General features: G+C 64.8%; 19 protein-coding genes and 1 tRNA gene. 11 read left to right on the forward strand and 9 right to left on the reverse strand.

Annotation, left to right across the window (positions count from 1 at the left end; translation table 11 throughout):
• The first annotated feature begins 746 nt into the window (after positions 1-746).
• The 5 genes from RND64_RS20940 to RND64_RS20960 all read left to right on the forward strand — a co-directional run bounded on the left by RND64_RS20940 (position 747) and on the right by RND64_RS20960 (position 9,056).
• Entirely contained in the window at positions 747-4,334 is a 3,588-nt protein-coding gene (locus tag RND64_RS20940; RefSeq protein ID WP_049700422.1) for a (Fe-S)-binding protein, read from the forward strand.
• A gap of 151 nt (positions 4,335-4,485) precedes the next feature.
• Positions 4,486-5,739 carry a pyridoxal phosphate-dependent aminotransferase gene (locus RND64_RS20945; protein WP_039854185.1) on the forward strand — a complete coding sequence of 418 codons (1,254 nt, stop codon included), beginning with the start codon at positions 4,486-4,488 and terminating at the stop codon, positions 5,737-5,739.
• A gap of 163 nt (positions 5,740-5,902) precedes the next feature.
• Positions 5,903-6,904 (forward strand): alpha/beta fold hydrolase, encoded by a 1,002-nt coding sequence (locus tag RND64_RS20950; protein WP_331436295.1) that lies wholly within the window; start codon positions 5,903-5,905, stop codon positions 6,902-6,904.
• A 26-nt stretch (positions 6,905-6,930) separates the two neighbouring features.
• Positions 6,931-7,893 carry a metal-dependent hydrolase gene (locus RND64_RS20955; RefSeq protein WP_270486281.1) on the forward strand — a complete coding sequence of 321 codons (963 nt, stop codon included), beginning with the start codon at positions 6,931-6,933 and terminating at the stop codon, positions 7,891-7,893.
• A 23-nt stretch (positions 7,894-7,916) separates the two neighbouring features.
• Entirely contained in the window at positions 7,917-9,056 is a 1,140-nt protein-coding gene (locus RND64_RS20960) for a PDR/VanB family oxidoreductase (RefSeq protein WP_049700419.1), read from the forward strand.
• On the opposite strand, the gene RND64_RS20965 is transcribed toward RND64_RS20960, so the two are convergent.
• Positions 9,018-10,622, reverse strand: a complete 1,605-nt coding sequence (locus RND64_RS20965; RefSeq protein WP_331436691.1) for an MFS transporter — start codon at positions 10,620-10,622, stop codon at positions 9,018-9,020. The two genes, RND64_RS20960 and RND64_RS20965, sit on opposite strands and share 39 nt — an antisense overlap.
• A 48-nt stretch (positions 10,623-10,670) precedes the next feature.
• Between RND64_RS20965 and RND64_RS20970 the strand changes: the two genes are divergently transcribed.
• The gene (locus RND64_RS20970) at positions 10,671-11,249 is read left to right on the forward strand and encodes a TetR/AcrR family transcriptional regulator (protein ID WP_049700417.1); all 579 of its coding nucleotides are present in this window, start codon (positions 10,671-10,673) and stop codon (positions 11,247-11,249) included.
• Positions 11,250-11,265: 16 nt separating this feature from the next.
• On the forward strand, positions 11,266-12,120 hold the full coding sequence (locus RND64_RS20975; protein WP_049700486.1) for a MerR family transcriptional regulator: 855 nt from the start codon (positions 11,266-11,268) through the stop codon (positions 12,118-12,120).
• Here the strand turns inward: RND64_RS20975 and RND64_RS20980 are convergent.
• Entirely contained in the window at positions 12,097-13,488 is a 1,392-nt protein-coding gene (locus RND64_RS20980) for a hypothetical protein (RefSeq protein ID WP_235434438.1), read from the reverse strand. The genes RND64_RS20975 and RND64_RS20980 overlap by 24 nt on opposite strands.
• 136 nt (positions 13,489-13,624) lie before the next feature.
• Entirely contained in the window at positions 13,625-15,046 is a 1,422-nt protein-coding gene (locus RND64_RS20985; RefSeq protein ID WP_049700416.1) for a UDP-glucose dehydrogenase family protein, read from the reverse strand.
• A gap of 222 nt (positions 15,047-15,268) precedes the next feature.
• On the opposite strand from RND64_RS20985, the gene RND64_RS20990 reads away from it, so the two are divergent.
• Positions 15,269-16,555 carry a M20 metallopeptidase family protein gene (locus RND64_RS20990; protein WP_049700415.1) on the forward strand — a complete coding sequence of 429 codons (1,287 nt, stop codon included), beginning with the start codon at positions 15,269-15,271 and terminating at the stop codon, positions 16,553-16,555.
• A 4-nt stretch (positions 16,556-16,559) separates the two neighbouring features.
• On the opposite strand, the gene dcd is transcribed toward RND64_RS20990, so the two are convergent.
• The 3 genes from dcd to RND64_RS21005 form a co-directional block, all read right to left on the reverse strand.
• Entirely contained in the window at positions 16,560-17,138 is a 579-nt protein-coding gene (gene dcd, locus RND64_RS20995) for a dCTP deaminase (RefSeq protein WP_049700414.1), read from the reverse strand.
• Between the two features lie 100 nt (positions 17,139-17,238).
• Positions 17,239-17,790: a hypothetical protein gene (locus RND64_RS21000; RefSeq protein ID WP_331436296.1), complete on the reverse strand. Its 552-nt coding sequence runs from the start codon at positions 17,788-17,790 to the stop codon at positions 17,239-17,241.
• Positions 17,791-17,862: 72 nt separating this feature from the next.
• Positions 17,863-18,633, reverse strand: a complete 771-nt coding sequence (locus tag RND64_RS21005; protein ID WP_049700413.1) for an SDR family NAD(P)-dependent oxidoreductase — start codon at positions 18,631-18,633, stop codon at positions 17,863-17,865.
• A gap of 168 nt (positions 18,634-18,801) precedes the next feature.
• Here RND64_RS21005 and RND64_RS21010 point away from each other — a divergent pair.
• Positions 18,802-18,872: transfer RNA gene (locus RND64_RS21010), tRNA-Gly, on the forward strand.
• Positions 18,873-18,913: 41 nt separating this feature from the next.
• Here the strand turns inward: RND64_RS21010 and RND64_RS21015 are convergent.
• Entirely contained in the window at positions 18,914-19,552 is a 639-nt protein-coding gene (locus tag RND64_RS21015) for a TetR/AcrR family transcriptional regulator (protein ID WP_049700412.1), read from the reverse strand.
• A gap of 59 nt (positions 19,553-19,611) precedes the next feature.
• Between RND64_RS21015 and RND64_RS21020 the strand changes: the two genes are divergently transcribed.
• Positions 19,612-20,136, forward strand: coding sequence for an ester cyclase (locus RND64_RS21020; protein WP_049700483.1), 525 nt, complete (start codon positions 19,612-19,614; stop codon positions 20,134-20,136).
• A gap of 369 nt (positions 20,137-20,505) precedes the next feature.
• A complete protein-coding gene (locus RND64_RS21025; RefSeq protein WP_152930135.1) occupies positions 20,506-20,763 on the forward strand; it encodes a hypothetical protein in 258 nt (85 codons plus the stop codon).
• Between the two features lie 46 nt (positions 20,764-20,809).
• On the opposite strand, the gene RND64_RS21030 is transcribed toward RND64_RS21025, so the two are convergent.
• On the reverse strand, positions 20,810-22,936 hold the full coding sequence (locus tag RND64_RS21030) for an FUSC family protein (RefSeq protein WP_290722836.1): 2,127 nt from the start codon (positions 22,934-22,936) through the stop codon (positions 20,810-20,812).
• Positions 22,937-23,096: 160 nt separating this feature from the next.
• Complete coding sequence (gene mgtA / locus RND64_RS21035; RefSeq protein WP_083444448.1) at positions 23,097-25,721, reverse strand: magnesium-translocating P-type ATPase; 2,625 nt, start codon at positions 25,719-25,721, stop codon at positions 23,097-23,099.
• Positions 25,722-25,759: the final 38 nt, after the last annotated feature.

A 25,759-nucleotide genomic window follows, 5' to 3' on the forward strand; every position in this document is an offset into this window, starting at 1 on the left:
GCGCTCCCGCGCATTCCACATCATAAATGCGAAAAGAATGGACTCAGAAAGCGAATATGTTTCCGCAATAACTAATGGAATAGCAATCCACCAAGCGGACCAGGCGATAGTGTCACTCCATCGCCAAAAGATATAGGCACAGCCGAAAGAAACCACAAGAATGGAAATGATTCTGACGGCAAACAGCCGCGCTGGCCCCACGATCCCCACCTCCGAGTTGACATCGATCCCACAACATCGACCCGCCTCGTCGCAGCTCATCCACGATTCTTGCCCAGTTCAGGGGCACCCGCAACCCGCCGTACTCCGTCTGGTGTACATATTTGAATTGTTTACCCAAATACAAAATTTGTGCGCCACACGAAACGGTTTTTGTCCCCAATTCCGTGGACGAATAAACTCCTTTCTGCTGAGACGTGCGACGCTTTATCCAATATGTGTGGCGTGGATCACTCTATTTCCTTCGGCGAGCGCGACCGCAGCACACAGCGAGACCCTTCATCAAGCAAAATGGCACCGGCGGGGCAGCGAGAGAGGTTTACGTCACTCGGAACTGACTGGATAGTCAGTTACTCGTGAGTATCATTCCTATATCGCAACGCCTAGTACCAGCTCCAGGTAAGGGCAGCCTTGGCAGCGCGAGGTACCGAGGAAGAATTACGGTTACCTGTAGTAGACGTCCGACCCCGCGCACGTCAGCCCTGCGCGACTAGGTCGATGATCAATATGAGAGGGGCCGGGACGCCGTGAATGCCACGACGATCACCATCGGCACTATTGCCGCGGTCATCAGCTTGTTCTGTTGGGCCAGTTTCCTGCGCGGCGTGTGGACCATGGTGCGCGCGATCGCCCAGGGCCAGAAGGTCGACAGCACCCGTTACTGGCCCGTCGGCCCGCGACTGTGGACGATGCTCAAGGAGTTCGTCGGCCACACGCGAATGGTGAAGTTCCGGACCGTCGGCTGGGCGCACTGGCTGGTGATGTTCGGCTTCATGATCGGTGCGATCTTCTGGTTCGAGGCATACGGCCAGATCTTCGACCCCGAGTTCCATTGGCCCGTGATCGGCTCGTGGAACATCTACATCTTCGCCGACGAGGTGCTGGGCCTCGGCACCGTCATCGGCATCATGGCGTTGATCATCATCCGCCAGCTCAACCACCCGCGGATGCCCAAGCGGCTGTCCCGCTTCTCGGGTTCACGCTTCGGTGCCGCGTACTTCGTCGAACTCGTGGTCCTGATCGAGGGCCTCGGCATGATCTTCGTGAAGACGTTCAAGATCTCGTCGGGCATCGAGGACCCGCCGATCTGGACGTCGTTCTTCACGCACTACTTCGCGCAACTCTTCGAGGGCTCGTCGGTCTACTGGGTCACCGCCGCCGCTGTCGTCAAGCTGATGAGCGGCATGATCTGGCTGGCAGTCGTCGGCGCGAACATCGACTGGGGTGTCGCGTGGCACCGCTTCGCCGCGTTCTTCAACATCTATCTCAAGCGTGAGCAGGACGGCGGCGTCGCGCTCGGTGCCGCCAAGCCGATGATGAGCCAGGGCAAGGTCCTCGACATGGAGACCGCCGACCCCGACGTCGACGCGTTCGGCGCGGGCAAGGTCGAGGACTTCTCGTGGAAGGGCTGGCTCGACTTCACGACATGTACCGAGTGTGGTCGCTGCCAGAGTCAGTGCCCTGCCTGGAACACCGGAAAGCCGTTGAGCCCCAAGCTGCTCATCATGTCGCTGCGCGACCACGCACAGGCCAAGGCGCCCTATCTGATCGCCGGCGGCCGCAAGGACATGGGCGGCGACGAGGTCGGTCTCGTCGACGCAGAGGGCAACGTCGATGAGGCGAAGCTCGCCAAGATCCCCGAGGCCGCGCGGGCCGAGGCGTCGCGCAAGTTGGTCGGTGAGTCGAAGGGCGCGATGGGCGGCGGCGAGGGCATCGTCGACGAAGACGGCGCATTCGACCCCGAGCAGCTCGGTGCTGTCATCGACACCGAGACCCTGTGGAGCTGCACCACCTGCGGTGCGTGCGTCGAGCAGTGCCCCGTCGACATCGAGCACGTCGACCACATCATCGACATGCGGCGCTACCAGGTGCTCATCGAGTCCGACTTCCCCACCGAGCTCGCGGGCATGTTCAAGAACCTCGAGAACAAGGGCAATCCCTGGGGTCAGAACGCGTCGGCGCGCACCAACTGGATCGACGAGATGGACATCGAGATCCCGGTCTTCGGTGCCGACGTCGAATCGTTCGAAGGCTTTGAGTACCTCTTCTGGGTCGGTTGCGCAGGCGCGTACGAGGATCGCGCAAAGAAGACCACCAAGGCTGTCGCAGAACTCCTCGACATCGCCGCGGTGAACTTCATGGTCCTCGGCGAGGGTGAGACCTGTACCGGCGATTCGGCACGACGTGCCGGCAACGAATTCCTGTTCCAGATGCTGGCGCAGCAGAACATCGAGACCATCAACGGGGTCTTCGAGACGGCGCCGACGCAGCGCAAAAAGGTCGTCGTGACCTGCGCGCACTGCTTCAACACGCTGTCCAACGAGTACCCGCAGCTCGGCGCGAAGTACGAGGTGGTCCACCACACGCAGCTCCTCAACCGCCTCGTGCGGGAGAAGCGCCTGGTGCCCGTGGCACCGATGGGCGAGGGCGTCACCTACCACGACCCCTGCTACCTGGGACGACACAACAAGGTCTACGACGCCCCGCGTGAGCTGATGGAAGCATCGGGTTCGACGCTGCGCGAGATGCCTCGCCACGGCGAGCGTTCCATGTGCTGTGGCGCCGGCGGCGCGCGTATGTGGATGGAAGAGCAGATCGGCAAGCGCATCAACATCGACCGCGTCGACGAGGCACTCGACACACTGGCTTCCGCGAAGGGGGCTTCGGGCAATGGGGCTTCGGGCAGCATCGGCGAGGCACCGCAGAAGATCGCGACGGGCTGCCCGTTCTGCCGCGTCATGCTGACCGACGGTGTGACCGCACGGACGTCCGGCACCGAGAACGAGGGCAAGATCGAGGTCGTCGACGTCTCGCAGATGCTGCTCGATTCGGTCAAGCGTGGTCTGCCGGAGGTCAAGCGGGGCGGCCGTTTCCTCGGACCGGTCGCCAAGCCCGCACCCGAGCCGGAACCCGAGCCCGAGAAGGTGGCAGCCGCAGCGCCTGCCGCGGCCGCAGCAGGTGCTGCAACCGACGCCAAGCCCAAACCCAAGGTCGGGTTGGGGATGAAGGGCGGCAAGAAGCCCGGCGCCGGGAGCGCAGCGACCAAGGCGCCAGCAGCGTCGGCACCGGCAGAGACAGCGTCGACCGACACAGCCGAGAAGAAGCCCGCCGCAAAGGGCTTCGGCATGAAGGGCGGCATGAAGAAGCCCGGCGGGGCGGCCAAGCCCGCGTCGGCGTCCGCGCAGCCCGCACCTGCTCAGGCCGAGTCGTCGGCGGCAGTCGAGAACGCGGCGAGTGATACGGCAGCAAGTGCCACAGCCGATGCGCCGAAGCCGGCCAAGGCCAAGGGCTTCGGCATGGCTGCCGGCAAGCGTCCCGGCGCCAAGAAGCCGGGCGCAGCGAGTACCGCAAATGCGGCCGCGTCCGATGCCGGAGTGACCGCCGCCGCGGAGAACAAGGTTGCAGAGACCGAGTCCGCACCCGACGCCGCCCCGACCGCCGACACCGAATCGGCAACGGCCGCAAGCACTTCTGCTGCCGCACCCGCCGCTGTGACCGAGGAGAGGCCTGCCAAGGCCAAGGGCTTCGGCATGGCCGCGGGCAAGAAGCGGCCGGGAGGCACCGGGTCGGGGGCTGCCAAGCCTGCCGCCTCGGCTGCGGAGGCTTCGGCACCTGCTGAGACGTCGGCGGCCGAGTCCGCTCCGGCAGAATCCGCTCCGGCACAGCCCGAGACCGGTGGCGAGGCCAGCGCGACCGAGGAGACGCCCGCTGCAACGGCGTCGACTGCAACAGCGTCGGCCGCAGCGGTGACCGAGGAGAAGCCCGCCAAGGCAAAGGGCTTCGGCATGGCCGCGGGCAAGAAGCGCCCGGGCGGGGCGTCGGCTCCCAAGGCCGCAGCTCCGGCAGCGTCGACGGCTCCCGCAGCGTCGACTCCGGAACCAGAAGCCGCTGCACCAGAGGCCGAGGCGCCCGAAGCCGAGTCAGCCCAAGCAGCACCGGCAGAAACCCCGGCAGAGGCGTCCACGGACACAGCGGCCGAGGGCGCGGCAGCGTCGTCGAACGGCAGTGCCCCCGCTGGCGCAGCTGATGACGGCCGAACGATCGCCGAGACCGGAGCGTCGAAGGCCAAGGGCTTCGGCATGGCCGCCGGTAAGAAGCGGCCCGGCCAGCGCTGATCGGCCGCCGGTAAGAATCCGCCGCCCGTCAGAAACACGCGTTTCTGACACCTGCGAGTGAAGTATCGCTCGCACGTGTCAGAGGCGCGTGTTTCTGCATTTCCGACGGCCCGAAAAAATCGATTTGCCTGCGGCTGAGACAATTGAACCCGTGAGTAGGCCGTATGTATCGCACCTGAACCAGAACCTCAAGCCGTTGGAGCAGTCCGAGAAGCTGCAGAACGTCTGCTATGAGATCCGTGGGCCGGTGCACGCGCATGCGGCGCGACTCGAGGCCGAGGGCCATCGGATCATGAAGCTGAACATCGGCAACCCGGCGCTGTTCGGCTTCGAGGCCCCAGACGTGATCATGCGCGACATGATCCACGCGCTGCCGTACTCGCAGGGGTACTCGGAGTCGGCGGGTGTGCTCTCGGCACGACGCGCCGTGGTCACGCGCTACGAGCTCCTCCCCGACTTCCCGTACTTCGACGTCGACGACGTGATCCTCGGCAACGGTGTCTCCGAGCTCATCACGATGACGATGCAGGCGCTGCTCAACAACGGCGACGAGGTGCTGATCCCCGCGCCCGACTATCCCCTCTGGACGGCCATGACGGCCCTCTCCGGCGGCACAGCTGTGCACTATCGCTGCGACGAGGACAACGACTGGAACCCCGACATCGCCGACATCGAGGCGAAGATCACCGACCGCACCAAGGCGATCGTCGTCATCAACCCCAACAACCCCACGGGCGCTGTCTACTCGCGCGAGGTGCTCGAGCAACTCGTCGACGTCGCCCGACGCCACTCGCTGCTCATCCTCGCCGACGAGATCTACGACAAGATCCTCTACGACGACGCTGAGCACATCAACATCGCGTCGCTCGCCCCCGACCTGTTCTGCCTGACGTTCAACGGGCTCTCGAAGGCGTACCGCGTCTGTGGCTACCGGGCTGGCTGGGTTGTGCTCACCGGCCCCAAGGACCACGCCAAGGGCTTCATCGAGGGCCTTGGCATCCTGGCGTCGACGCGCCTGTGCGCGAACGTTCCCGGACAGCACGCGATTCAGGTGGCCCTCGGCGGATACCAGAGCATTGAGGCGCTCGTCGCGCCCGGAGGACGCCTCTACGAGCAGCGCAACGTGACGTGGGAGAAGCTCAACGAGATCCCCGGCGTCAGTTGCGTCAAGCCCAAGGGCGCGCTCTACGCGTTCCCGCGCCTCGATCCCGAGGTCTACGAGATCCACAACGACGAGCTCTTCGTCCAGGACCTGCTGCTGCAGGAGAAGATCCTGGTCGTTCAGGGCAGCGGGTTCAACCTCGACGATCAGAACCACTTCCGCATCGTCACGCTCCCCTGGTCGCGCGATCTCAAGGACGCCGTCGAACGGATCGGCAACTTCCTGTCGTCGTATCGCCAGTAGTTCACGGGCCGAAATACCCACGATGACCTGCAGCGCGGCACCTTCTGCGCGATTCGCTGATCCCCGCCTGCACGTTATGTGACACTCTTCGTTGTCACCATCTCTGGACATAGCTGTGACGCTCGGTTACGTTAACCAGATCACGGTACCGAAGGGGTGACGCATGAAGCAGTGGGTCAAACGACTCATCGACGTCGACGGCGTACGGCGCGCGACTTTCGAGTTCGACGATCCTGCCGGTGACACATCCGCCGTCTCGGGAGCCGGCAACCCCGCCGGCCCAGCTACTCCCGAAAACGCCGAGCGTCCGACGGTGCTGTTCGTGCACGGATGGCCGGATACGCATGAGGTGTGGACCGAGGTTGCGGCGCGTCTTTCCGACGACGTCCGGGCCGTCGCGTACGACACCCGCGGGCTCGGAGTCAGCGACAACCCGCGTGGGGTGTCGGCGTATCGCATCGAAACGCTCGCGGACGACCTGTACGCCGTCGCCAGTGCCGTGAGCCCCGACGCGCCCGTCCATGTTGTCGCGCATGACTGGGGTTCCATCCAGTCGTGGGAAGCGGTGTCGCGCCCCGATGCCGCAGATCACTTCGCGTCGTTCACCACCATCTCCGGCCCGTGCCTGGACCACGTGGGAGTGCTCCTGCGCGAGAACATCTCTCATCCGACGCCTCGTCGAGCGCTCGACACCCTCCTGCAGTCCTTCTTCTCGACGTACATCGTGCTGCTGCACCTGCCATTTGGTCCGACGCTGATCTCCGCGACGCTCGGCTCGCCCGGCGCATGGCGACGTTTTCTGCGACTCATGGACGGTACGCCCGCCGAGCAGATCGTCGTCGCGCCATCGCTGCGGCGCGACATGCGTTCCGGCGCGCGCTATTACCGAGCCAACATGGTGCGCAAGGTGAGCAAACCCAACCCGCGCACGACCAACGTCCCCGTGCTGGAGATGGTCAACACCCGCGACTTCGCGGTGCGAACACACCTGCTGCGCAACACGAACCGATTCGCCCCCGATCTCACCCGTCTCGAGTCACCGACCACCCACTGGGCCCCGACGACCAATCCCGGTTACGTCGCCGACTCGATCCGCGACTTCGTACGACGCATCGCCGCCCGAACATCCACCGCGACCATCCCCGACCGCGCCGCTATCCGCTGACCTGCCATCGCGAAGGAGTTTCTACCGTGCACGCACACGCCGAGAAGGTGGACACCACCTCAGCTCACACATTCGCACCACACCCGTCCACACCACACGTAGTCCCACCTCAGAACAACGACACCGATCCCGGCGACGTCGAGCTTCACGCCCGCAACGTGACATTCGACTGGAGCGACGTTCCGCTGCACTGGATTCCGGGTCATCCGATCGCGTCCGACTTCATCAGCGTGCTCAACCTGCTTCTCCCCGAGGGAGAGCGCTGGTTTGTCCAGACCTACAACGAAGCACTCCCCCTGGTTCGTGACGAGGAGCTCGCCGCGACGATGCGCGGCTTCATCGGCCAGGAAGCCATGCACGCGGAGGCGCACGACCACGTGCTCTGGGAGTTCCTCGACCATCACGGAATCGACCCTCGGCCGTACTGCCGCCAGATGGAGTGGGTGTTCCGAAAGGTGTTGGGCCCTCTGGAAAAGGGCAGCGTAGAGGCCAAGCAGAAGCACCTCATCGAACGACTGTGGCTCATCGCCGCGATCGAGCACTACACCGCGATTCTCGGCGATTTCGCGCTCAACAACACCTGGACCGAAGTCGGGGCCGATCCGACGATGTCGGACCTGTTCACCTGGCACGGAGCCGAGGAGGTCGAGCACCGAGCCGTCGCACACGACGTCGCGGTCTACTTCGGTGACAGCTACCTCCGGCGCGGTCGGGCGATGCTGATCGCACTGCCCACCCTGCTGCTCCTACTCTTCCGCGGTTTCCGCTTCATCACCCATCAGGATCCGGCGATCAAGCACAACAACTACTTCTACCGCCAGTATCACTACGCGCGTGGCGTGCGGGCAGGCGTTCTCCCGACGATCCGCAGTGTGCTCTTCGCAACGGCGAGCTACTTCAGGCCTGGCTTTCATCCAACCGAAATCGGTTCGACCGCACAGGCTGTCGCCTACCTGGCGTCCTCGCCGGCAGCACGAAACGCCTCCTGAGTACACACGGAACCGAACAGACCATGAATCAACGGGCACACCCGCACACCACCGAAATGACTTCGGTGCCACCACATCTCTACGGACGGTGGCGCCATGATCCCCTGATGACCTTCGGCACCGTGCTGTCCAAGACGTGGCTGCCGTTCTGGCGTCCGTTCTCGCCACTGCGGTCGACCGCTGAGTACGACGGTGTCACGACGCTGCGCATCGTGGGACGAGAGGTCGTCGCGCAGGACGAGAACGTCGTCGCACTGACCTTCGCAGGACTCGACGATCAGCTTCTCGAAAGGTGGCACGCAGGAGCGCATCTCGACCTCCTGCTGCCGTCGGGCAGGATGCGCGAGTACTCCCTCTGCGGCGATTCCGCCGATAGGAAGACCTACCGAATCGCCGTGCGGCGCATCCCCGACGGCGGAGGCGGTTCGGTCGAGGTGCACGACACCCTGCGCGTCGGCGACACCGTTCAGATCAAGGGTCCGCGCAACGCATTTCCGATCGCACTGCCCGGCTACGGATCGCAAGCCCGCTCACTCCGGTTCGTCGCCGCGGGCATCGGCATCACGCCGATCCTGCCCATGCTGGCGGCCGCAGAGCGCCTCGGTCTCGACTGGTCGATGATCTACACCGGTCGCAGCATGGACTCGATCCCGTTCCGCGACGAGGTCGCGCGATTCGGCGACAAGATCACCATCCGCACCGACGACGAGCACGGACTGCCGAGCATGGAGGAATTGCTCGGACCGATCGACCCGCAGACCGGTAGGGCCCCATCGGGTCTCGCAGTCTACTGCTGCGGCCCGGTACCGATGTTGGAGTCGTTGCGGCGCCATCTACACGACCGCCCCGACATCGAGCTGCACTATGAGCGCTTCAGTCCGCCGCCGGTGGAGAACGGTCGTCCGTTCACCGTGACGATCGAGTCGACCGGGCAGGAGATCGACGTCGCGGCAGACGAGACCTTGCTGAGCGCGCTCCGCAAAGAGGTTCCGTCGGTGCCGTATTCATGCCGCCAGGGTTTCTGCGGCACATGCAAGATCAGGACGTTGTCGGGGGCAATCGACCACCGCGACAACATCCTGACCGAGCCGGAGCGCGCAGCGGGCTCCATCCTCACCTGCGTCTCACGCGCCGGTGGCGATCACCTGACCGTCGACCTCTGAGTGCGCATCCGACGTGAGTTCGACGCCGCGCGAGTGACTTTCGCCGCGCAGTAGAACCGCAGCGGCAACGGCAGCCACGGCGGTCACCGCGACCGCCACCCAGACTGCGCTGTGCAGCCCTTCGACGAAGACCTCCTGCACGGCGATGGTCATAGGGCTGGAGATCGACTCAGGAGCGCGGGCAGCGACTTCCGCTCCGCCCATCACCGACTGTTCGGCAATCTCGGCGATCTGACGCGGAAGCCCGAGCGCGCCAATCCTTTCCGATACGGAAGACGCATACACCGAGGTGAGCACCGAGCCGAGTACGGCTACGCCCAATGTTCCGCCGATCTCGCGCGTCGTGTCGTTGACGGCGCTGCCCGCGCCAGCCTGCTCCGGTCGCAGCGAGTTCATGATCACATGCGTACACGGGCCCGTGATCGCGGCGAGGCCCGCCGCCATCAGCGCCATCGACCAGATGATGAGTTCCCAGTAACCAGACATCCGTGACGAGATCTCCACCAGCGCAAAGCCTGCCGACATCAGCACCGCTCCCGCGGTCACCACCCAGCGTGGCCCGAACCGATGCGCAAGCGCCATGGCAACAGGCGAGCACACCGCGGTCACGATCGCGAAAGGCAGTGTGCGCAGGCCTGCTTCGAACGGCCCGTATCCCTTCACGGCCTGGAAGAACTGGGTGATCAGGAAGATGAATCCGAACAGCGAGAAGAACGCGACCGCCACCATTCCCGCTGCGGTCGCAAACCTGCGATTGGCGAACAGCGTGACGTCGAGGATCGGGTGCGCCACCACGAGTTCACGCCAGACGAAGAGTCCGATAACCGCAATCGCCACAACGATTCCCACGATGGTTCGTGCATCGGTCCACCCGTGGTGAGGACCTTCGATCACCGAGTAGGTCAGCAGGCCGAGTCCGATGACCGACAGCACCAGGCCGACGACGTCGAACCGCGACACCGATTCCGGTCGTGTGCCAGGTACCACCGCGAGCACAGCGATCGCGGTCACCGCCGCGATGGGTAGTCCGACCCAGAACACCGACGCCCACGAGTAGTGCTCGAGCAGCCACCCTCCGAGCACCGGTCCGATCGCCACGGCGATTCCCGACGTCGCACCCCAGATGCCGACCGCCGTGGCACGTTGCTTCCCTTCCGGGAAGATCGCGACGATCAGTGCGAGGGTTGCGGGAAACACCAGCGCCGCGAACACTCCCAGGCCGGCACGCGCAGCAATCAGTTGGCCCAACGTGTTCGACGAGGCGGCGAGGGCCGACACCCCCGCGAAGCCCGCGATACCCACCAGGAGCATCCGACGGTGCCCGAACCGGTCGCCGAGGTAACCACCCGTGAGAAGCAGCCCGGCGAAGACCAGCGTGTAGGCGTCGACGATCCACTGCAATCCCGAGATTCCCGCCCCGAGATCGCGCGACATTGTCGGCAACGCGACGTTGACGATCGTGTTGTCGACCATCACCAAGAGCTCAGCCAAACACAGCGCACACAGCGCCAACCAGCGAGAACGCATGCGAAATCCCTTCCGAGTGGATTGTCGTTCTACTGTTATAGAACGCCGTTCTTTTCTAGAAGAACACTGTTCTAGTAGGTTGTCAATATGGCTCCCACACGAAGTACGCGTCGTACCCCGGCGACCGAGGTACGCACGAACCTCATCGCGTCGGGGCGTCGAATTCTGGAACGAGACGGTGTCGCCGGCCTCACCGTGCGCGTGGTCGCGACCGACGCCGGCGTCGCACCCATGGGGGTCTACAACCACTTCGACGGCAAGGAGGGGTTACTCGACGCGTTGGTCAACGACGCCTTCGTCGAGTTCGCGCGCATGATCGACGTGACAGACGACGACGCCCGAGAGAGGTTGGCGCACAGCGGCAGGGCGTACCGGGAGTTCGCGCTGCGCTACCCGGTCGCGTACTCGCTGATGTTCTCGCGCGAGCACCACCCCGACTCCGACGTCGCCGAACACGCCTTCTCGGTGCTGACCGAACACATCAGGTATGGCCAGAACGCGGGACTACTGGTGAAGACCGATCCCCATCAGGCGACGATGCAGGTGTGGAGCTGCGTTCACGGTGCGGTGTCCTTGGAACTCGCAGGTACCCATCCCCCGACGATCGATCCCGACGAGAACTACGAGCACGTCTTGGCCGTGGTGCTCCGCGGCCTGAGCGCGTGATGCGAGAATGAGCGCGATGAGCAGCGACGACAAGGCCACCAACGAGTACCGGATCGATGATCTGGCGCGGGTGGCCGGGACCACCACACGCAACGTCCGCGGATATCAGGATCGCGGACTGTTGCCGAGGCCCCTGCGCCGCGGGCGCATTGCGATCTATACCGACCTTCACCTCGATCGCCTCAGGGTGATCAACGATCTGCTCCGCCGTGGATTCACCATCCGCCATATCGGCGAATTCCTCACCGGAATCCAGCGCGGCGACGACCTCGCCGACGTCCTCGGGCTGCGCGAAGTGGTCGCCGCCCCGTGGGGGAACACGACGAAGACCTCGGTGAGCGCCGACGAACTGCGCGAGTTGCTCAACAACAGCAACCCCGCATACTTCACGCGATTGACCGACCTCGGATTGATCAAGCCGGAGGGGACAGCAGATCCCCCAACGTCATTCACGGTGCTCGACCAAGACACCATCGACGCATATGCCCGCCTCGTGCGGCGCGGTCTGACACTGAATTCAATTCTCTCCGTGCATGAGAACCTCAGTACACAGATGGATTCGGTTGCGGAGGCACTCATCTCGGCCGGACGCGGGACGATCGCCGAAGAATACAAGGACGGTTGGATACCGCAGACCGCTGCCGAGGCAGATTGGGTGCGTGACCTTCTCGTCGAATTCAGACGAGCGGGGTCGACGATCGCGCACAATGCTCTCGACCGCGCGCTCGATCGCGACATGGCTCGTCAGCTCGACGACTATCTCGCCATCGCCGACGACTCCGTCGACCAGGATCCGCTCGACATACGGGGCGAACGCCAGAGCTCGACCGCCAAGGGACGAAAGCGGTCAGGGAACGACGATCGGGGGTAACCCTCCGGGTAGCGGAATGACCGCTCGCGGTTTGGGTTTCGGCCGAGGATTGCTGCGCGGGCGCGGTTGTTCGGCGCGCTGCGACTCCTTGGTCCGCGGCGGCGGCGGGGGTGGAGGCACGTAGGCAGCAGCGGGTGCGCGAGCCTCGTTGAGGTCGGCGAGATCTGCGTACAGCTGCGTTGTCGTCGAACTGTGCGTCGTGGTGACCGGGTTCGACGCCGATGGCGAAGCGGAACCACCACTGAGCCCAAGTGCGGTGGCAGCCAAGGCAACTCCGACGACGCCGACTGCGCCGGCACCGATCAGGATCCTCTTTCGACCGCGCGGCGGTGTCTTGTCAACCGCTGCCGCATCAACCGCTACGGCTTCTTGCTCGCGAGGCTCGATTCTGGGGGATATCGGAACGAATTCGTCTGCCGGAAAGTAGTTTTCGGTGTTTCGCCCAACACCCACGGAGTGCAGATACGCGGGCGCCGACGGATCTGAGTACGCGAGCCTGACGGGCTCGATCCGATCAGTCACATCGAACTCGTTGTCGACGGACCGCGCCGGCGGAGCGAGCGGCGGGTCGAGTGGCAGTTGTGCATGGCCCGCTTCTACGACCGAGTCGCCACGGATTCCCGCGACGGGGGCACCCTCGGGCTCCGCGACGGGGTCTGCACCCACGTGCGCGACCGGCTCGCGGTGGACCTCGACGTGATCGGTGGTCTCGGCCACTGGTTCTGGCCCCCGTACCGCGGCTGGCCCCTGCACGGCGGCAGCGTCGGGCATCGCCAGTGTCACGTCGTCGAGAACGACGATCGGGACGTCGGCGACCGGAGCGAGCAATTCCGGGAGTCCTGGCCACACGGTGTGCGTCGAATCGAAGACCATCGCGCTGACCTGACGACCCGTCGATTCCGCGCACTGCGCGACAGCGTCGGGCACGTTCTCGGCGCGGGCGAGTGTCGACTGTGCGACGTCGCGTCGTGTGACACGGAACAGTCGGACGTGCTTCTCGCCCATGATGAACGTGCCGTCGGACTCGGCGAGGCGGTATCGGCCCTTGTGACTCAGGAGGTGCAGTTCTGCCGTCCACTCGTCGGAGTCGGGGGCGTCGACGCGGCCCGCGCGCACGAGGTGGTCGGAGATGAGGGCGTCGAGTTCGGCTCCGCTTGTGCCTGCGGCGCGTCTGCGTACGACGGCCGCACCGGATTCGACGTCGACGAGCGTCACATCGACACCGTCCTCGGCGACGCTCACCACAGCGAAAGAGTCGACGAGCGTCGAGTGGCGGCGTCGGAGGTGGTCGGAGACACGACTGATCACGGACGCGTCGATAACCCGCCCGTCTTCGATCACCCCGTTCGGGATCGCCCCGTTGTCCATAGTTCGGTAGTCCCCGTCATCGAGAAACCCCACGCGCATTCTCGTGAGTCGGGCCCGGTAAACCTGTGTTCGTTCACCCGTGCCGCGCTCGTTCGACCACTCCCCCGCACTTCTGAGTGTTCAACCTAGCATGACGTCAGCGGTGCGCCACTTGTGTCGCACCTTCGAAGGACCCGCGGCCGAGACCGGCCGAAGCACGCTGATCTGCGTCGAACGCGTTCTCCGGAGTCGCAACCGCGCCACCGAGCGCGGCGTACGACCAGCCTGCTCGCCGCCACGACTGTGGGTCCAAACAGCGACGACCGTCGACGATAACGCGTGAACGCACGACTGGATCGAGTTCCGATGGCGCCATGTGCACGAACTGCGCCCATTCGGTGGCGATTGCGACGACGTCGGCGTCCTGGGCGGCCTCTGCGGCCGAATCGGCATAGCCGAGCATCGGATACATCCGTTGGGAGTTGGCGTTGGCCTTCGGGTCGAATACCGTGACCGACGCCCCGCGTAGTGCCAATTGTCCTGCGACACTCAGCGCGGGTGAATCGCGCACGTCGTCACTCTCTGGCTTGAAGGCCGCGCCGAGTACCGCGATGTTGGCGCCCAACAACTCTCGCGGGCATACCTGTGCGATGAGCTCGACCATGGCGGAGCGTCGTCGCATGTTGATCGTGTCGACCTCGCGCAGGAATCGGAGAGCTCCATGCGCCCCTAGTTCTTCGGCGCGCGCCTCGAACGCCCGAATGTCCTTGGGCAGACACCCGCCGCCGAATCCCAGGCCCGCGTTGAGGAATCGGCGCCCGATCCGCTTATCGTGACCGATCGCGTCGGCGAGCGTCGAGACATCAGCGCCGACGATCTCACAGAGTTCACTGATCGCGTTGATGAACGAGATCTTCGTAGCGAGAAAGGCATTCGCCGATACCTTCACCAACTCTGCTGTGGACCAGTCGGTTTCGATGACCGGAAGCCCGGTGTCGATGATCTCGCGGTACACATCACGCAGCACCGCACGTGCGGCCCGCGCGTCGGAATCCGGATCGGTGCCGATAACCAGCCGATCGGGACGAAGCGTGTCCTCGACGGCGTAGCCTTCGCGTAAGAACTCGGGGTTCCACGCGAGGTCAACAGTGGCGTCTGGTGCCGTCAACGTGCTGATCCGTCGAGCCAGCGACGCTGCGGTGCCCACTGGGACAGTCGATTTGCCGACGATCAGGTGGTCACCACGCAGGTGTGGCACCAGTGCGTCCACCGCACTTTCGACATACGACGTGTCGGCCGCATGCCCACGTGCCCGCTGCGGTGTACCCACCCCGATGAAGTGCACCGAACCGTGTGCGGCAGCGGCGTCGGCCTCGGTGGTGAACGAGAGTCCTCCCGCAGAGATGTTGCGGCGCAGAATGTCTCCGAGTCCTGGTTCGAAGAACGGAACCTCGCCCGACGACAGGCGAGCCACCTTATCCGGATTGACGTCGACGCCGAGCACGTCGTGTCCGAGTTCGGCCATACACGCTGCGTGTGTCGCCCCCAGGTATCCACACCCGATCACTGTCAGCTTCATACCTGAAGTGACTACGTGGGCCGATCTGCCAACTTGCTACGAGCACGTGACCAGTCGCAGGCGCGCGTGTGAACGTCGTGTTCAGGTGTTGAACGGCAGTCGAATCGAGGTGACCCGGCAGGAGAATCGCAGGACAACGCCTCGTCGAATTCGGCAAGAGAATACCGACATCACCGGCGAATTCGGCACCGCCGGACCGGGTTCGCGGGCACACTCGATTATGTGACCTCCTCGACGATCGCTTCGGCCCTCGATTCCGCAGCACGCGATGTCTTCGATGACCTCGTCGCCTGGCGACACCACCTGCATTCTCATCCCGAGCTCTCCAATCGCGAGCATCACACCGCGGAGTTCATCGTCGAACGTCTACGCGACGCAGGTATCGACGAGATCCGCAGCGGTATCGCGGGCACCGGCGTGGTGGCCATCCTCCGCGGGGGCGAGAGTGAAGGCGAAGGCGACAAACGCCTGGCCGCGCTCCGTGCAGACATCGATGCACTGCCCGTCAAGGAGACGTCAGGGGTCGACTTCGCGTCGACCGTCGTCGACAACGACTATCCGGGCGGCCCGTTCCCCGTTGCGCATGCGTGCGGCCACGATTGCCACACGGCAACGGTTCTCGCTGCCGCGCATGTGTTGGCCTCGGTTCGCGATCGGTTGCCCGGCGACGTCATGTTCATCTTTCAGCCGGCCGAAGAAGGAGCGCCCGTCGGCGAGAGCGGTGGCGCGCAGGCGATGGTCGACGACAACGCCTTCGCCGACCACACCCCAACCATGGTCTTCGGAATGCACGTCGTGCCGCTGCCGATCGGGATGGTCGGTGTACACGTGGGAAATCAGTACGCGGCGTCGTGCATGATCAAGATATCCGTCGAGGGCAAACAGGTCCACGGGTCGACACCGTGGATGGGAATCGACCCGTATCCCGTTGCAGCCGAGATTATTTCCGGAAGCGCGCAGATCTACCGGCAGGTGCCCGCGAACGACGCCATCACGGTGTCGTTCGGACACGTCGACGACGTCGGACGCTTCAACATCATCGGCCAGACAGTGACGCTCTGGGGCACCATCCGCTGCCTCGACGGCGCCGATATGACTGCGGTACAAGACAAACTCCGACGTCTCGCCGAGAACACCGCTGCGGCGTACGGCGCGAGCGCGACCGTCGAGTATCTGCAGGATGTTCCGCCCGTGGTCAATACACCGGAGTGGGTCAACAGGATTCGACCTGTGATCGACGACGTCATCGGCAAGGAGCGCGTCGTCGACGTGCCCGGAGCGCTCGGATATGACGACGTCTCGGTGTTCGTGCGCGACTTCGGCGGCGCCTACTTCACCTACGGCGTGCAGGACGCTCAGGTCAGCGCCAAGGGATTGACTCCGACGCCGGGTGGGCGCGGCCTCGCGTCGAATCACTCACCGGATTTCTACGCCGACGACGACGCTCTGCTCGACTATCTGCGGATCTTCGTGCACGTCGCCTACGCACACCTGGCGGAGTCGAGCTGACGGACTACTTGTCGGCGTCGCGGATGAAGTTCAGATACGCCTTCGACGGCGTCGGGCCGCGCTGGCCCTGATACTTCGATCCGACCGCGGCGCTGCCGTAGGGATTTTCCGACGGGCTGCTGAGCCGGAACAGGCAGAGCTGCCCGATCTTCATGCCGGGCCAGAGCGTGATCGGCAGGTTGGCGACGTTAGACAGTTCGAGCGTGATGTGGCCGGAGAAACCCGGATCGATGAAGCCCGCCGTCGAATGTGTCAGCAGACCGAGCCTGCCGAGCGACGACTTGCCCTCCAGTCGGCCTGCCAGATAGTCGGGCAGGCTGCAGATCTCCAGCGTCGAGCCGAGGACGAACTCGCCCGGATGCAGAACGAACGGCTCGCCGTCTGCGGGTTCGACGAGCGTTGTCAGCTCGTCCTGCCGCTGCGCCGGGTCGATGTGGGTGTAGCGGGTGTTGTTGAAGACCCGGAACAGATTGTCGAGCCGGACGTCGACGCTCGACGGCTGCACGAGAGCAGGATCGAACGGGTCGATCGACAGGTTGCCGTCGGAGACCTCGGAGCGGATGTCGCGATCGGAGAGCAGCACGCCTGCGAGCGTATCGGACGGTGTCTGGTGCAGGTACGACGACGGCGTTCTGCGGTCTCACACCGGGTTATCGGGACGGAACCGTGCGACGCAGGGCGCCTCAACCCCCGGAATTGAGCTCTGCGCGGCACTCCTCGGTTGTCTTGGTCTGGATGCAGTCCGACCACGCCCGCTGGTCGTCGGCCCATTTGTGCTCGGGAGTCTGACCGGTGTTGAGTTGCCACTGATAGTCGGTGCGGATGATGGCGTTGCCGTTGGCGTCGACGGCTGTCCGGCCGATGTCCGCGCCGATGCAGTTGTCGCCGAGCGCCGGTCCCGCGGTGGTGGTCTCAGGCAGATTCGGATTGGGTGCGACACCCTGAACGCTGGACCACACCGCGTTATCGGTACCCGCGAGACGAGAGCAGTAGGCCGTCGAGCCGTCCGCGAATACTGCGGTCGCCCCGATCGGGCCGCACTGGGCACCCTCGTTGACCGGGGCGACTGTGGGTGTCTCCGGCGGTGCGGTGGTCGTCACCGTGGGCGTCTGCGTCGACGCGGTAACCGTCACCGTGACTGCCGGGGCACTCGATTTGTGCTGACTGGTGGTCGTCGCGGTGCCCGAGTCCGTGGCGCAGCCCGCGAGGACGAGAACCGACGCCGCTGCCAGCATTACCCATCTCGATCGCATGGCAATCGGTTTACTCCGTCCGCCGCTGGTTGGCGCCGGTAATGGACTACTTGCTCAGCTCACGGCGCGCTCGGCGATAGCCAGCACGAGCCGACGCGGAGCGAGCCGTGCACCGTACGCACCGATGCGATTGACGAGACCGTCGACGACGCTCGGCTTGCCGGCCTCGAGCGCCTTGAACGCAGTGTCGACGACCTGCTCGGTCGTGCGCCGCGACTTCATCGCCGAGCCGTCGCCCGCAACGTCGAAGAACTCGGTGTCGGTGGCTCCGGGACAGACGGCGAGGACGTGGACGCCCTTGCGCTTGCCCTCCGACCAGAGCGCCTCGCTCAGCGACAGCACGTATGCCTTGGTGGCCGCGTAGACCGCCATGCTCGGAACCGGTTGGAACGCAGCATTACTGGCGATATTCACGATCGCCCCTGTACCCGCTTCAGCCATGCGCTTGATGTAGACCGTGGTGAAGTCGGTGAGTGCGCCGACGTTGAGCTGGACCTCGTCGCGGATGCGCGACGGGTCGGCGTCGGCGAGGTATCCAAAGGTGCCGAAACCCGCGTTGTTGACCAGGACGTCGACGCGCAGCCCGCGGCCATCTGCGTCGGCGACAACCTTGTCGACTGCGCCCGGTATCGAAAGGTCGGCGGGGATGACCTCGGCGCGGACTCCGTGGCGCGACGCCAACTCGTCGGCGAGCGCGACCAGCTTGTCCTCGCTGCGAGCGACCAGGATCAGGTCGGCACCTCGTGCCGCGAGGGCGCGCGCGAACTGTTCGCCGATCCCTCCGCTCGCCCCGGTGATGAGTGCTGTGCGGTTGCGGTACTCCATGAGTGGTCTCCCCGTCGTCGTTTGTCTGTCGCAGCTGTGTGTCGCAGGCGGTGTGTCGCACCGGGCGCCTACGCGAGCCTGGTCGCGAGGATAGCCGCGACGTCGCGGCCGGTCACCGTCATCGGGGCCTGGGTTTGCTAGGCTGTCGTTCGCGAGCAGACCTCGCACGCCGATGTAGTTCAATGGCAGAACATCAGCTTCCCAAGCTGAATACGCGGGTTCGATTCCCGTCATCGGCTCTCATATCACCGCGATGTCACGTAGCCCGAACCGGTTCGGCTCAGACCAGTTCGGCGATCATCGCGCGGACCATCCAGTCCCGGTAGTCGGGGATCGTCCAGCCACGCATCACGACAAGCAGTTCATAGAGTTCCGGCGCGATCAATGTCCAGAGCGTGTCCCGTGCGTGTTCGACGGTGACCCCGGCCCGCAGGCTGCCGGAGTCGGCGAGGTGCTCGGCGAGTTTGGTCATCCCGAACAGTCGCTGCTGTAGCGCAGTCGTCCACAGCTCGCGTAGTGCTGGATCGGTGCGTGCGCCGTCGCGGATCGCCAGCATCAGCCGTCCGGCACGGACCATCCGCGGCACCGCTGCCGCCACGTACAACTCGAGCTTGCGGCGGGGGTCGGGTTCGGTCTCGACGGCCCGGGTCTCGGGCCGGTCGGCCACCTCGACTTCTTGGTCGTCGCCAGCCAATGCCTGGTCGAAGGCGACCTTGATGAGTCCGGCCTTGCCGCCGAAAGACTTGTAGATGGTTTCGGGGGAGACATCGGCGGCGTCTGCGATGTCGGCGACCGTGACTCCGAAACCGTTGCGCTCGAACAACTCTGTGGCGGACAGAACGATCTGGCGCCGTCGGGCACGGGCCTGGTCGCGTCGCCCCGACGCGTCGTAGCCTCGCCTTCTATTGACTCCAGTCACCCTGTAATCAATACTTGATTTTCAATACAGTCTCTATGTATCGAAAGTCGAAGGTCGTCATGAGTATTCAGGAACCAGCTGGGGTGGCCGTTCGCGCAGTGACCGACATGGGTGCCGGCGACCGGGCAGCGTTCGACGCGACGATGCATCCCGATGCGGTGAATCGGGAGGCGCACGCGGAGCCACCGAACTGTCGCGGCGTGGGGCCGGAAGCGTTCTGGGCGTCCGCGCTCTGGTTGCGGGCCGCCTTCCCGGATCTGCGTCATGAACCGCATGTCGCCGTCGTCGACGGCGAATTGGTGGTCGTCCACGCGACAATGTCCGGCACACACCGCGGACCGTTCGTCGTTTACGACGCTGCCGGCCGCGTGGAGCAGGTGTTCGCGCCGACCGGCAAGACCTTCGCGGTAACCCAGACCCACTGGTTCCGCATGCGCGACGGGCTGTGCGCCGAACACTGGGCCAACCGTGACGACCTCGGGATGGGACAGCAACTGGGCTGGTTCCCCCCGTCACCTCGCTACCTCTGGCAGTGCGCCCAAGCGAAGCGCGTGGCGCAGCGCGCCGAATCCGGCTCGCGCTGAACGAGATTCGCATCGCTCGGGAGTCTCGATACGCTCGGCGGTCTCTAAGCAGAGAGCTCGCGAGCGTGCCGAAGGGCGTGCGCTCGCCTGGCTATTCGATCAGCGAGACAGCACAGGCTTGAGAGGCGGCCGCGTTCGCCACGACCATCACGCAGCCGACGGCGATCAGCCATATCGATCGATCAACCGACAGAAACTGGCTTTCAGGCGGCGCTGGCAGGTGAGGCGGCCCATTCTTGTTACAAGCCCCGCATGTGGGCGATCGGATGACCGTCGATCGGAGGAATCATGTGTTGTGGAGATGATGCGAGTCCGGCGCAAACGCCGAACGAAGAGGGCGTTCCCATATCAGCGGGTGACCTGGAGCGGGTGCGCGTGCTGCGATCCGCAGCCGTTGAGGCATTACTGGAAGTGAACGCGATTCTGTCGAAATACGTTGATGTGGACGCTGATTCGATCGATTCGGTGACCATCACGTTGCGGGGCGGCGGCCCTGAGTTCGACGGGGTGCCGCCGGTCATGCTGTGCAGTCAGTTCAATTCCGGCGGTGTGTGCGCCTACGTCGAGTGTGACCCTCCCGGCGCCACGTATCCGTGTCCAGTGGTCACACTGCCGCCGCCGACGTAACCGCTCTGGTTAACGTGGCCCCTTGTGCGCCGTCGCCTGGGTGCTGTCATTGTCGGCTCGGAGTAGTAGACGCGACGGGAGCGGCAACGGTATCCGGAAGCGTGCGGAGGAGATGGTCCAGGCGCACGGACGCAGCGACACCTGCGCCGCGGGCGGTATCCGGTCGGGCGTCGACGCCACTGAGCAACTGCGCCAACGATTCACCTCGTTCGGCGTGTGCCACGGGCTGTTCCAGAAAGACCTGATGGAGGTCCTCGGCGTCGGCTCGCAGTCGGCTGACCGCGGCCCCAACCACCTCGGCGTCGTGCCCGGTGTACACGAGTGATGGGTCGGCAGACAGCGCACTCGAAGTCTGCGCCAGCACGTGTGCACTTCGAGTGAGGCGGCCGAGTTGTAGTGAACGAGCGCGGCGTCGTGCGCCGAGACCGACGAGCATCGCCGCCGCCATGTTCGACAGGGTCGACCGAACCCCCTGATGCGCGTTGTCGAGTGCGATCGCCGCGTCGACGACGGGCTTCGACTGATGCGCGGACGTCTGCGCCTCACCGCACGACACGATCAGATGATCAAGTGCCGCAAAGTATTTGTCGACGCTGGCGGCCACAGCACCGTCGGATCGCTGCGACGTGACGATGTAAGCGCACACCACGCCGACGATCGCACCCGCGATGGTTTCGTCGAGTCGAACGAAGGCGAGCGTCCAGTTGTGGAAGCCCAGGAGGGCGTAGATGACCGCGAACTGGATCGTGAAAAAGATGGTGGGCATACCGTTGTTGGCGCCCTGGTAGTAGTAGCCGAAGAAGACACAGACCAAGAAGAGGATGGACAGCGGGAGCGGGTGCCCGACGAGCAGGATTGCCACCACCGCACCGAATGCCACCCCCACCAGAGTCCCGACAACGCGCCACGACGACTTGGTCAGCACGTCGGCACGGGTGGCGGCGGTCATGAAGACAATGAACGTCGTCATCACCGCCCAGTACCAACGCCCCGCTGCGATCGCCTGTCCCACACCCGCTGCGATGGCGGTCGCCACCATCACCTGAATCGCCATCCGCGAGGTTGGCCGCAGGTGGTCCCACCAACGCACCACGGCCGCAGTGTTATTGGTGACGTGGTCGTCGGTGGCGGCCCCATCGGTAGTGGAGACATCGGCATCAGACACGACGGGTTCGGGCGGGCTGGGGTTATCCACGTCGGCATCGCCACGCGCGGCGTCGTCGAGGTCGAGTTGGGCGAGCAGCGCGCGGGAGACGAAAAGCGTTGTCAGGCCAAGTGGAGTCGACGGGTCGACCGTGGTGATCGCCGAGCGTGCCGTGAGTTCCGCGGCCGCGACGTCGTGGCTCGACGGCGTGCCGCTAACGACGGTCATCAGCGCATCAAGGACACCGGAGAGCGTGGCATCCGAATGCGGATCGACACCCGATTTCGCTAGAGACTGCAATTGTTCGCATGCCAGCTCAGTTGCGCTTTGTGCGTCGAACATTGTGCGGCGCAGCGTGTTCGGGTCCACTCCGAGCGACGCGACGTCAAACTGTTGTAGCCACCCGGCCATGGCAAGGGTGAGGTCAGGCAGGTGATTCACCGGCACCAGGATCTCGGCGTCGGTTCCGGGTCGTTGGGACCGCTCGAGCGCTTCGGCGCACGACGCCCGAAACTGCCGCAGGTGCAACCTGAGTCGGCGTGCCGGGAACTCGATCAGCATCACCGTCCGCAGGAGCACACCGCAGAGGAGTGCGCCTCCGACGACGAGAAGGATCTGCTGCAGGTTCGCCCCGGGCTCTCGCATGGCCAAGATCGCCATCAGGTAGGCGAAGAAAGTCACACCACCCACGGCCAGGCCGCGCCAACCGAATCGTCGTACCCAGATACAGAATCCGGCCATGGGTATCGACACGACGATCTCAGCAGGAGAATGATGCGTCAGCACGACACCCAGCGCCGCTGCGGCCAGCCCCGGGACGACGACGGTCACCGACGTCAGCCAGCGGGCTTTCGCCGTGACGTCACCGGTCGCTCCGAACGCGACCATGCCGATGATTCCGCCTGTCACCAGCAGAATGTCGGGTCCGTGGGTGGCCACGATGACGAAGTGGGCAACCAGAATCCCCAACGCCGTCGCGATCGTCGTCGACGTGGCATAGATCAGCCAGGTGTGGCCCGGGTCGTACACCCGGAGTGATCTGATTATCGAAGATTGTGAGTTGTGCACATCCACTCCGAGGTCCTGTTTTTGCTCTCGGATTCTATGTTGCGGGAACCGGGGGCCGCGCCGAATGGCATTCTTTCGCAAGTGCTTTCGAGGTGCCACTCCCGGTCACACCCACTCTCGGTCACGCCACAGCGGTGAAGCGTGAGGAACGGCGTTCCAGGCGGTGTTGAAGCCCACGCCAGCGCGGCGGCAGCTGTGGCCGGAACGTCGCGGTCGAGTAGTACACGTGTTTCGCGAGTTCCACGACGACCAGATAGCCGATCACCATCACGAGCAGGAACACGTAGAACGACACTGGCAACGCCTCGAAGCCAAGTGGCCTGGCCAACGGAGTGAACGGCAGCACCACCCCGATCACCAGCACTATTCCGACCGCCGCGATCAACAGCGCCGACGGGCGGCTGCGGAAGAAAGGGATACGACGAGTGCGGATCGCGAACACGATCAGTATCTGAGTCGCCAGCGATTCCACGAACCATGCCGTGTGGAACTCGGTGGCCTGAGCATGGAAGATCTTGATCAGCGCGGCAAAGGTCAGAAAGTCGAACAGCGAACTGATCGGACCGAAGAACACCATGAACCGCCGGATCGCAGCGATATCCCAGTGCGACGGCGACCGCAGGGCTTCGGCGTCGACCCGGTCGCTTGGGATCGCAAGCTGGCTCGAGTCGTAGAGCAGATTGTTCAGCAGGATCTGGCTGGGCATCATCGGCAGGAACGGCAGGACCGCGGAGGCACCGGCCGCGCTGAACATGTTGCCGAAGTTGCTCGATGCGCTCATTTGCACGTACTTGATCGTGTTGGCGAAGGTGCGTCGTCCCTCGGCAACGCCCCGCGCGAGCACACCGAGGTCCTTCTCCAGCAGAACCACATCAGCGGAATCCTTCGCGACGTCGGTGGCGCTGTCGACCGAGATGCCGACGTCGGCGCGGTGCAGGGCCAGGGCGTCGTTGACCCCGTCGCCGAGGAAGGCGACGGACTGCCCGTGCGTCTGCAGCGCGCTGACGATCCGTGCCTTCTGCTCCGGTGTGACCCGAGCGAACACTGTGCGCTCCCGGGCCGCTCGGGTGAACTCCTCGTCGTCGAGACGGTCGAGTTCGGCCCCGGTGATGCTGCCACCCGACGTCATACCGAGGTCGGCGACGACTTTGTCGGCCACCACCACGTTGTCACCGGTGGCCACTTTGACCGTGATGTGCAGGTTGTCGAGATCGCGAAGTGATTGTGCCGCCGACTTTTTCGGCTGGTCCAGGAACACGAGGAAACCGACCAGGGTCAGCTCGCGTTCGTCGTCGTCGCCGATCGTGGTCTGAGTGGCGGGCATCTCCCGAGTGGCCAGCGCCACCACTCGCGAGCCCTGCGCGAACAGCCGGTCGAGCGTCTCCTCGGCCTCCGGTCCGGTTCCAGTGCAGCGCTCGAGGATTCGCTCCGGTGCGCCCTTGACGGCCAGAGTGTGTCGGCCATCGGGTCCCGCCGAGATCGCCGACGCCATCTGCCTGACGTGATCGAACGGCCGTGTGGCGATTCGGTGATAAGCGGTCACCCGGTCCGCGACCGGCCCGGCGCCGCGCCATAGCGCCGTATCGAGTTCGTTGCCGCTCGACGACTGCGTGTCGGCGGCGTCGGTGGCCAGCAGACCGGTGAGCAGTACGTCGTCGTCGGGTCGGCCGTCGGGGGCCAGCGCGCCGATCAGCGATATCTGCCCCTCGGTGAGGGTGCCTGTCTTGTCGGTCAGCAGGATGTCGATGTCGCCGAGGTCCTCGATCGCCACCAGACGTTTGACCAGCACCTTTGCCGCGGCAAGTCGTCGGGAGCCGGCGGCAAGGGCGGTGGTGACGACGGCGGGCAGCAGTTGCGGGGTGATTCCGACCGCGATCGCGAGGGCGAAGAGCAACGACTCGACGAGCGGCCGGCCAAGGATGAGGTTCGCAGCGATGATGAACACCGTCAGGACGATCGCCACCTGCAGCAGCAGCACCGAGAACCGGGACAGGCCCTTCTGGAACGCGGTCTGCGGCGGATCGCCCCCGAGACCTGCTGCGACGGCACCGAATTCCGCGTGTGCTCCGGTCGCGACGACGATCCCGGTAGCGGTACCCGACTGCACCACCGTCCCCATGTATGCGCAATTGGTGCGGTCGGCCAATGGCGTATCGGCGGGCAGTGGGTCGATCTGTTTGGCGGCGGCAGTGGACTCGCCGGTGAGCACGCCCTCGTTGCAATCCAGATCGGTGACCTCGGTCAGCCGGATGTCGGCGGGCACGAGTTGCCCGAGCACCAGACGGACGACGTCACCGACCACGAGTCCGGTGACGTCGATCGTCTGCGCGGTGCCGTCACGGATCACGGTTGTGCTGTGGTGCACCCGGTCGTGCAGCGCTTCGGTGGCCTTCGCGGCCCGGTATTCGTTGACGAATCCACCGAGAACGCTCGCCGCGAGGATGATGCCGATCACCACCGCGTCGTTGCGGTCGCCGAGCGCAAAGGCGAGGATGGCCGTCGCGATCAGTAGCACCATCAGGGCGCTGCGGAACTGGTTGACCAGGATGTGCAGCGGCCGGACATGCACGGTGTGCAGCGCGTTCGGACCGTCTCTCATGAGTCGGGCCGCAGCCTCCGCCGAGGTCAGGCCACCCGGACCGGTCTCCAGCGCGCTCGTGACATCGCTGGTTGTCGCCGCCCAGGCGTGCGCGACGATGTCCGACGATGCTCCGCTGCGGGGGCTGTCGGTCGACAGACCACTCATGCCGCTGATTCTGCTATTTCCTCGCCGCCTCCGATACC

It is taken from the genome of Gordonia sp. w5E2 (assembly GCF_036540975.1).
Taxonomy (GTDB): Bacteria; Actinomycetota; Actinomycetes; order Mycobacteriales; family Mycobacteriaceae; genus Gordonia; species Gordonia jacobaea.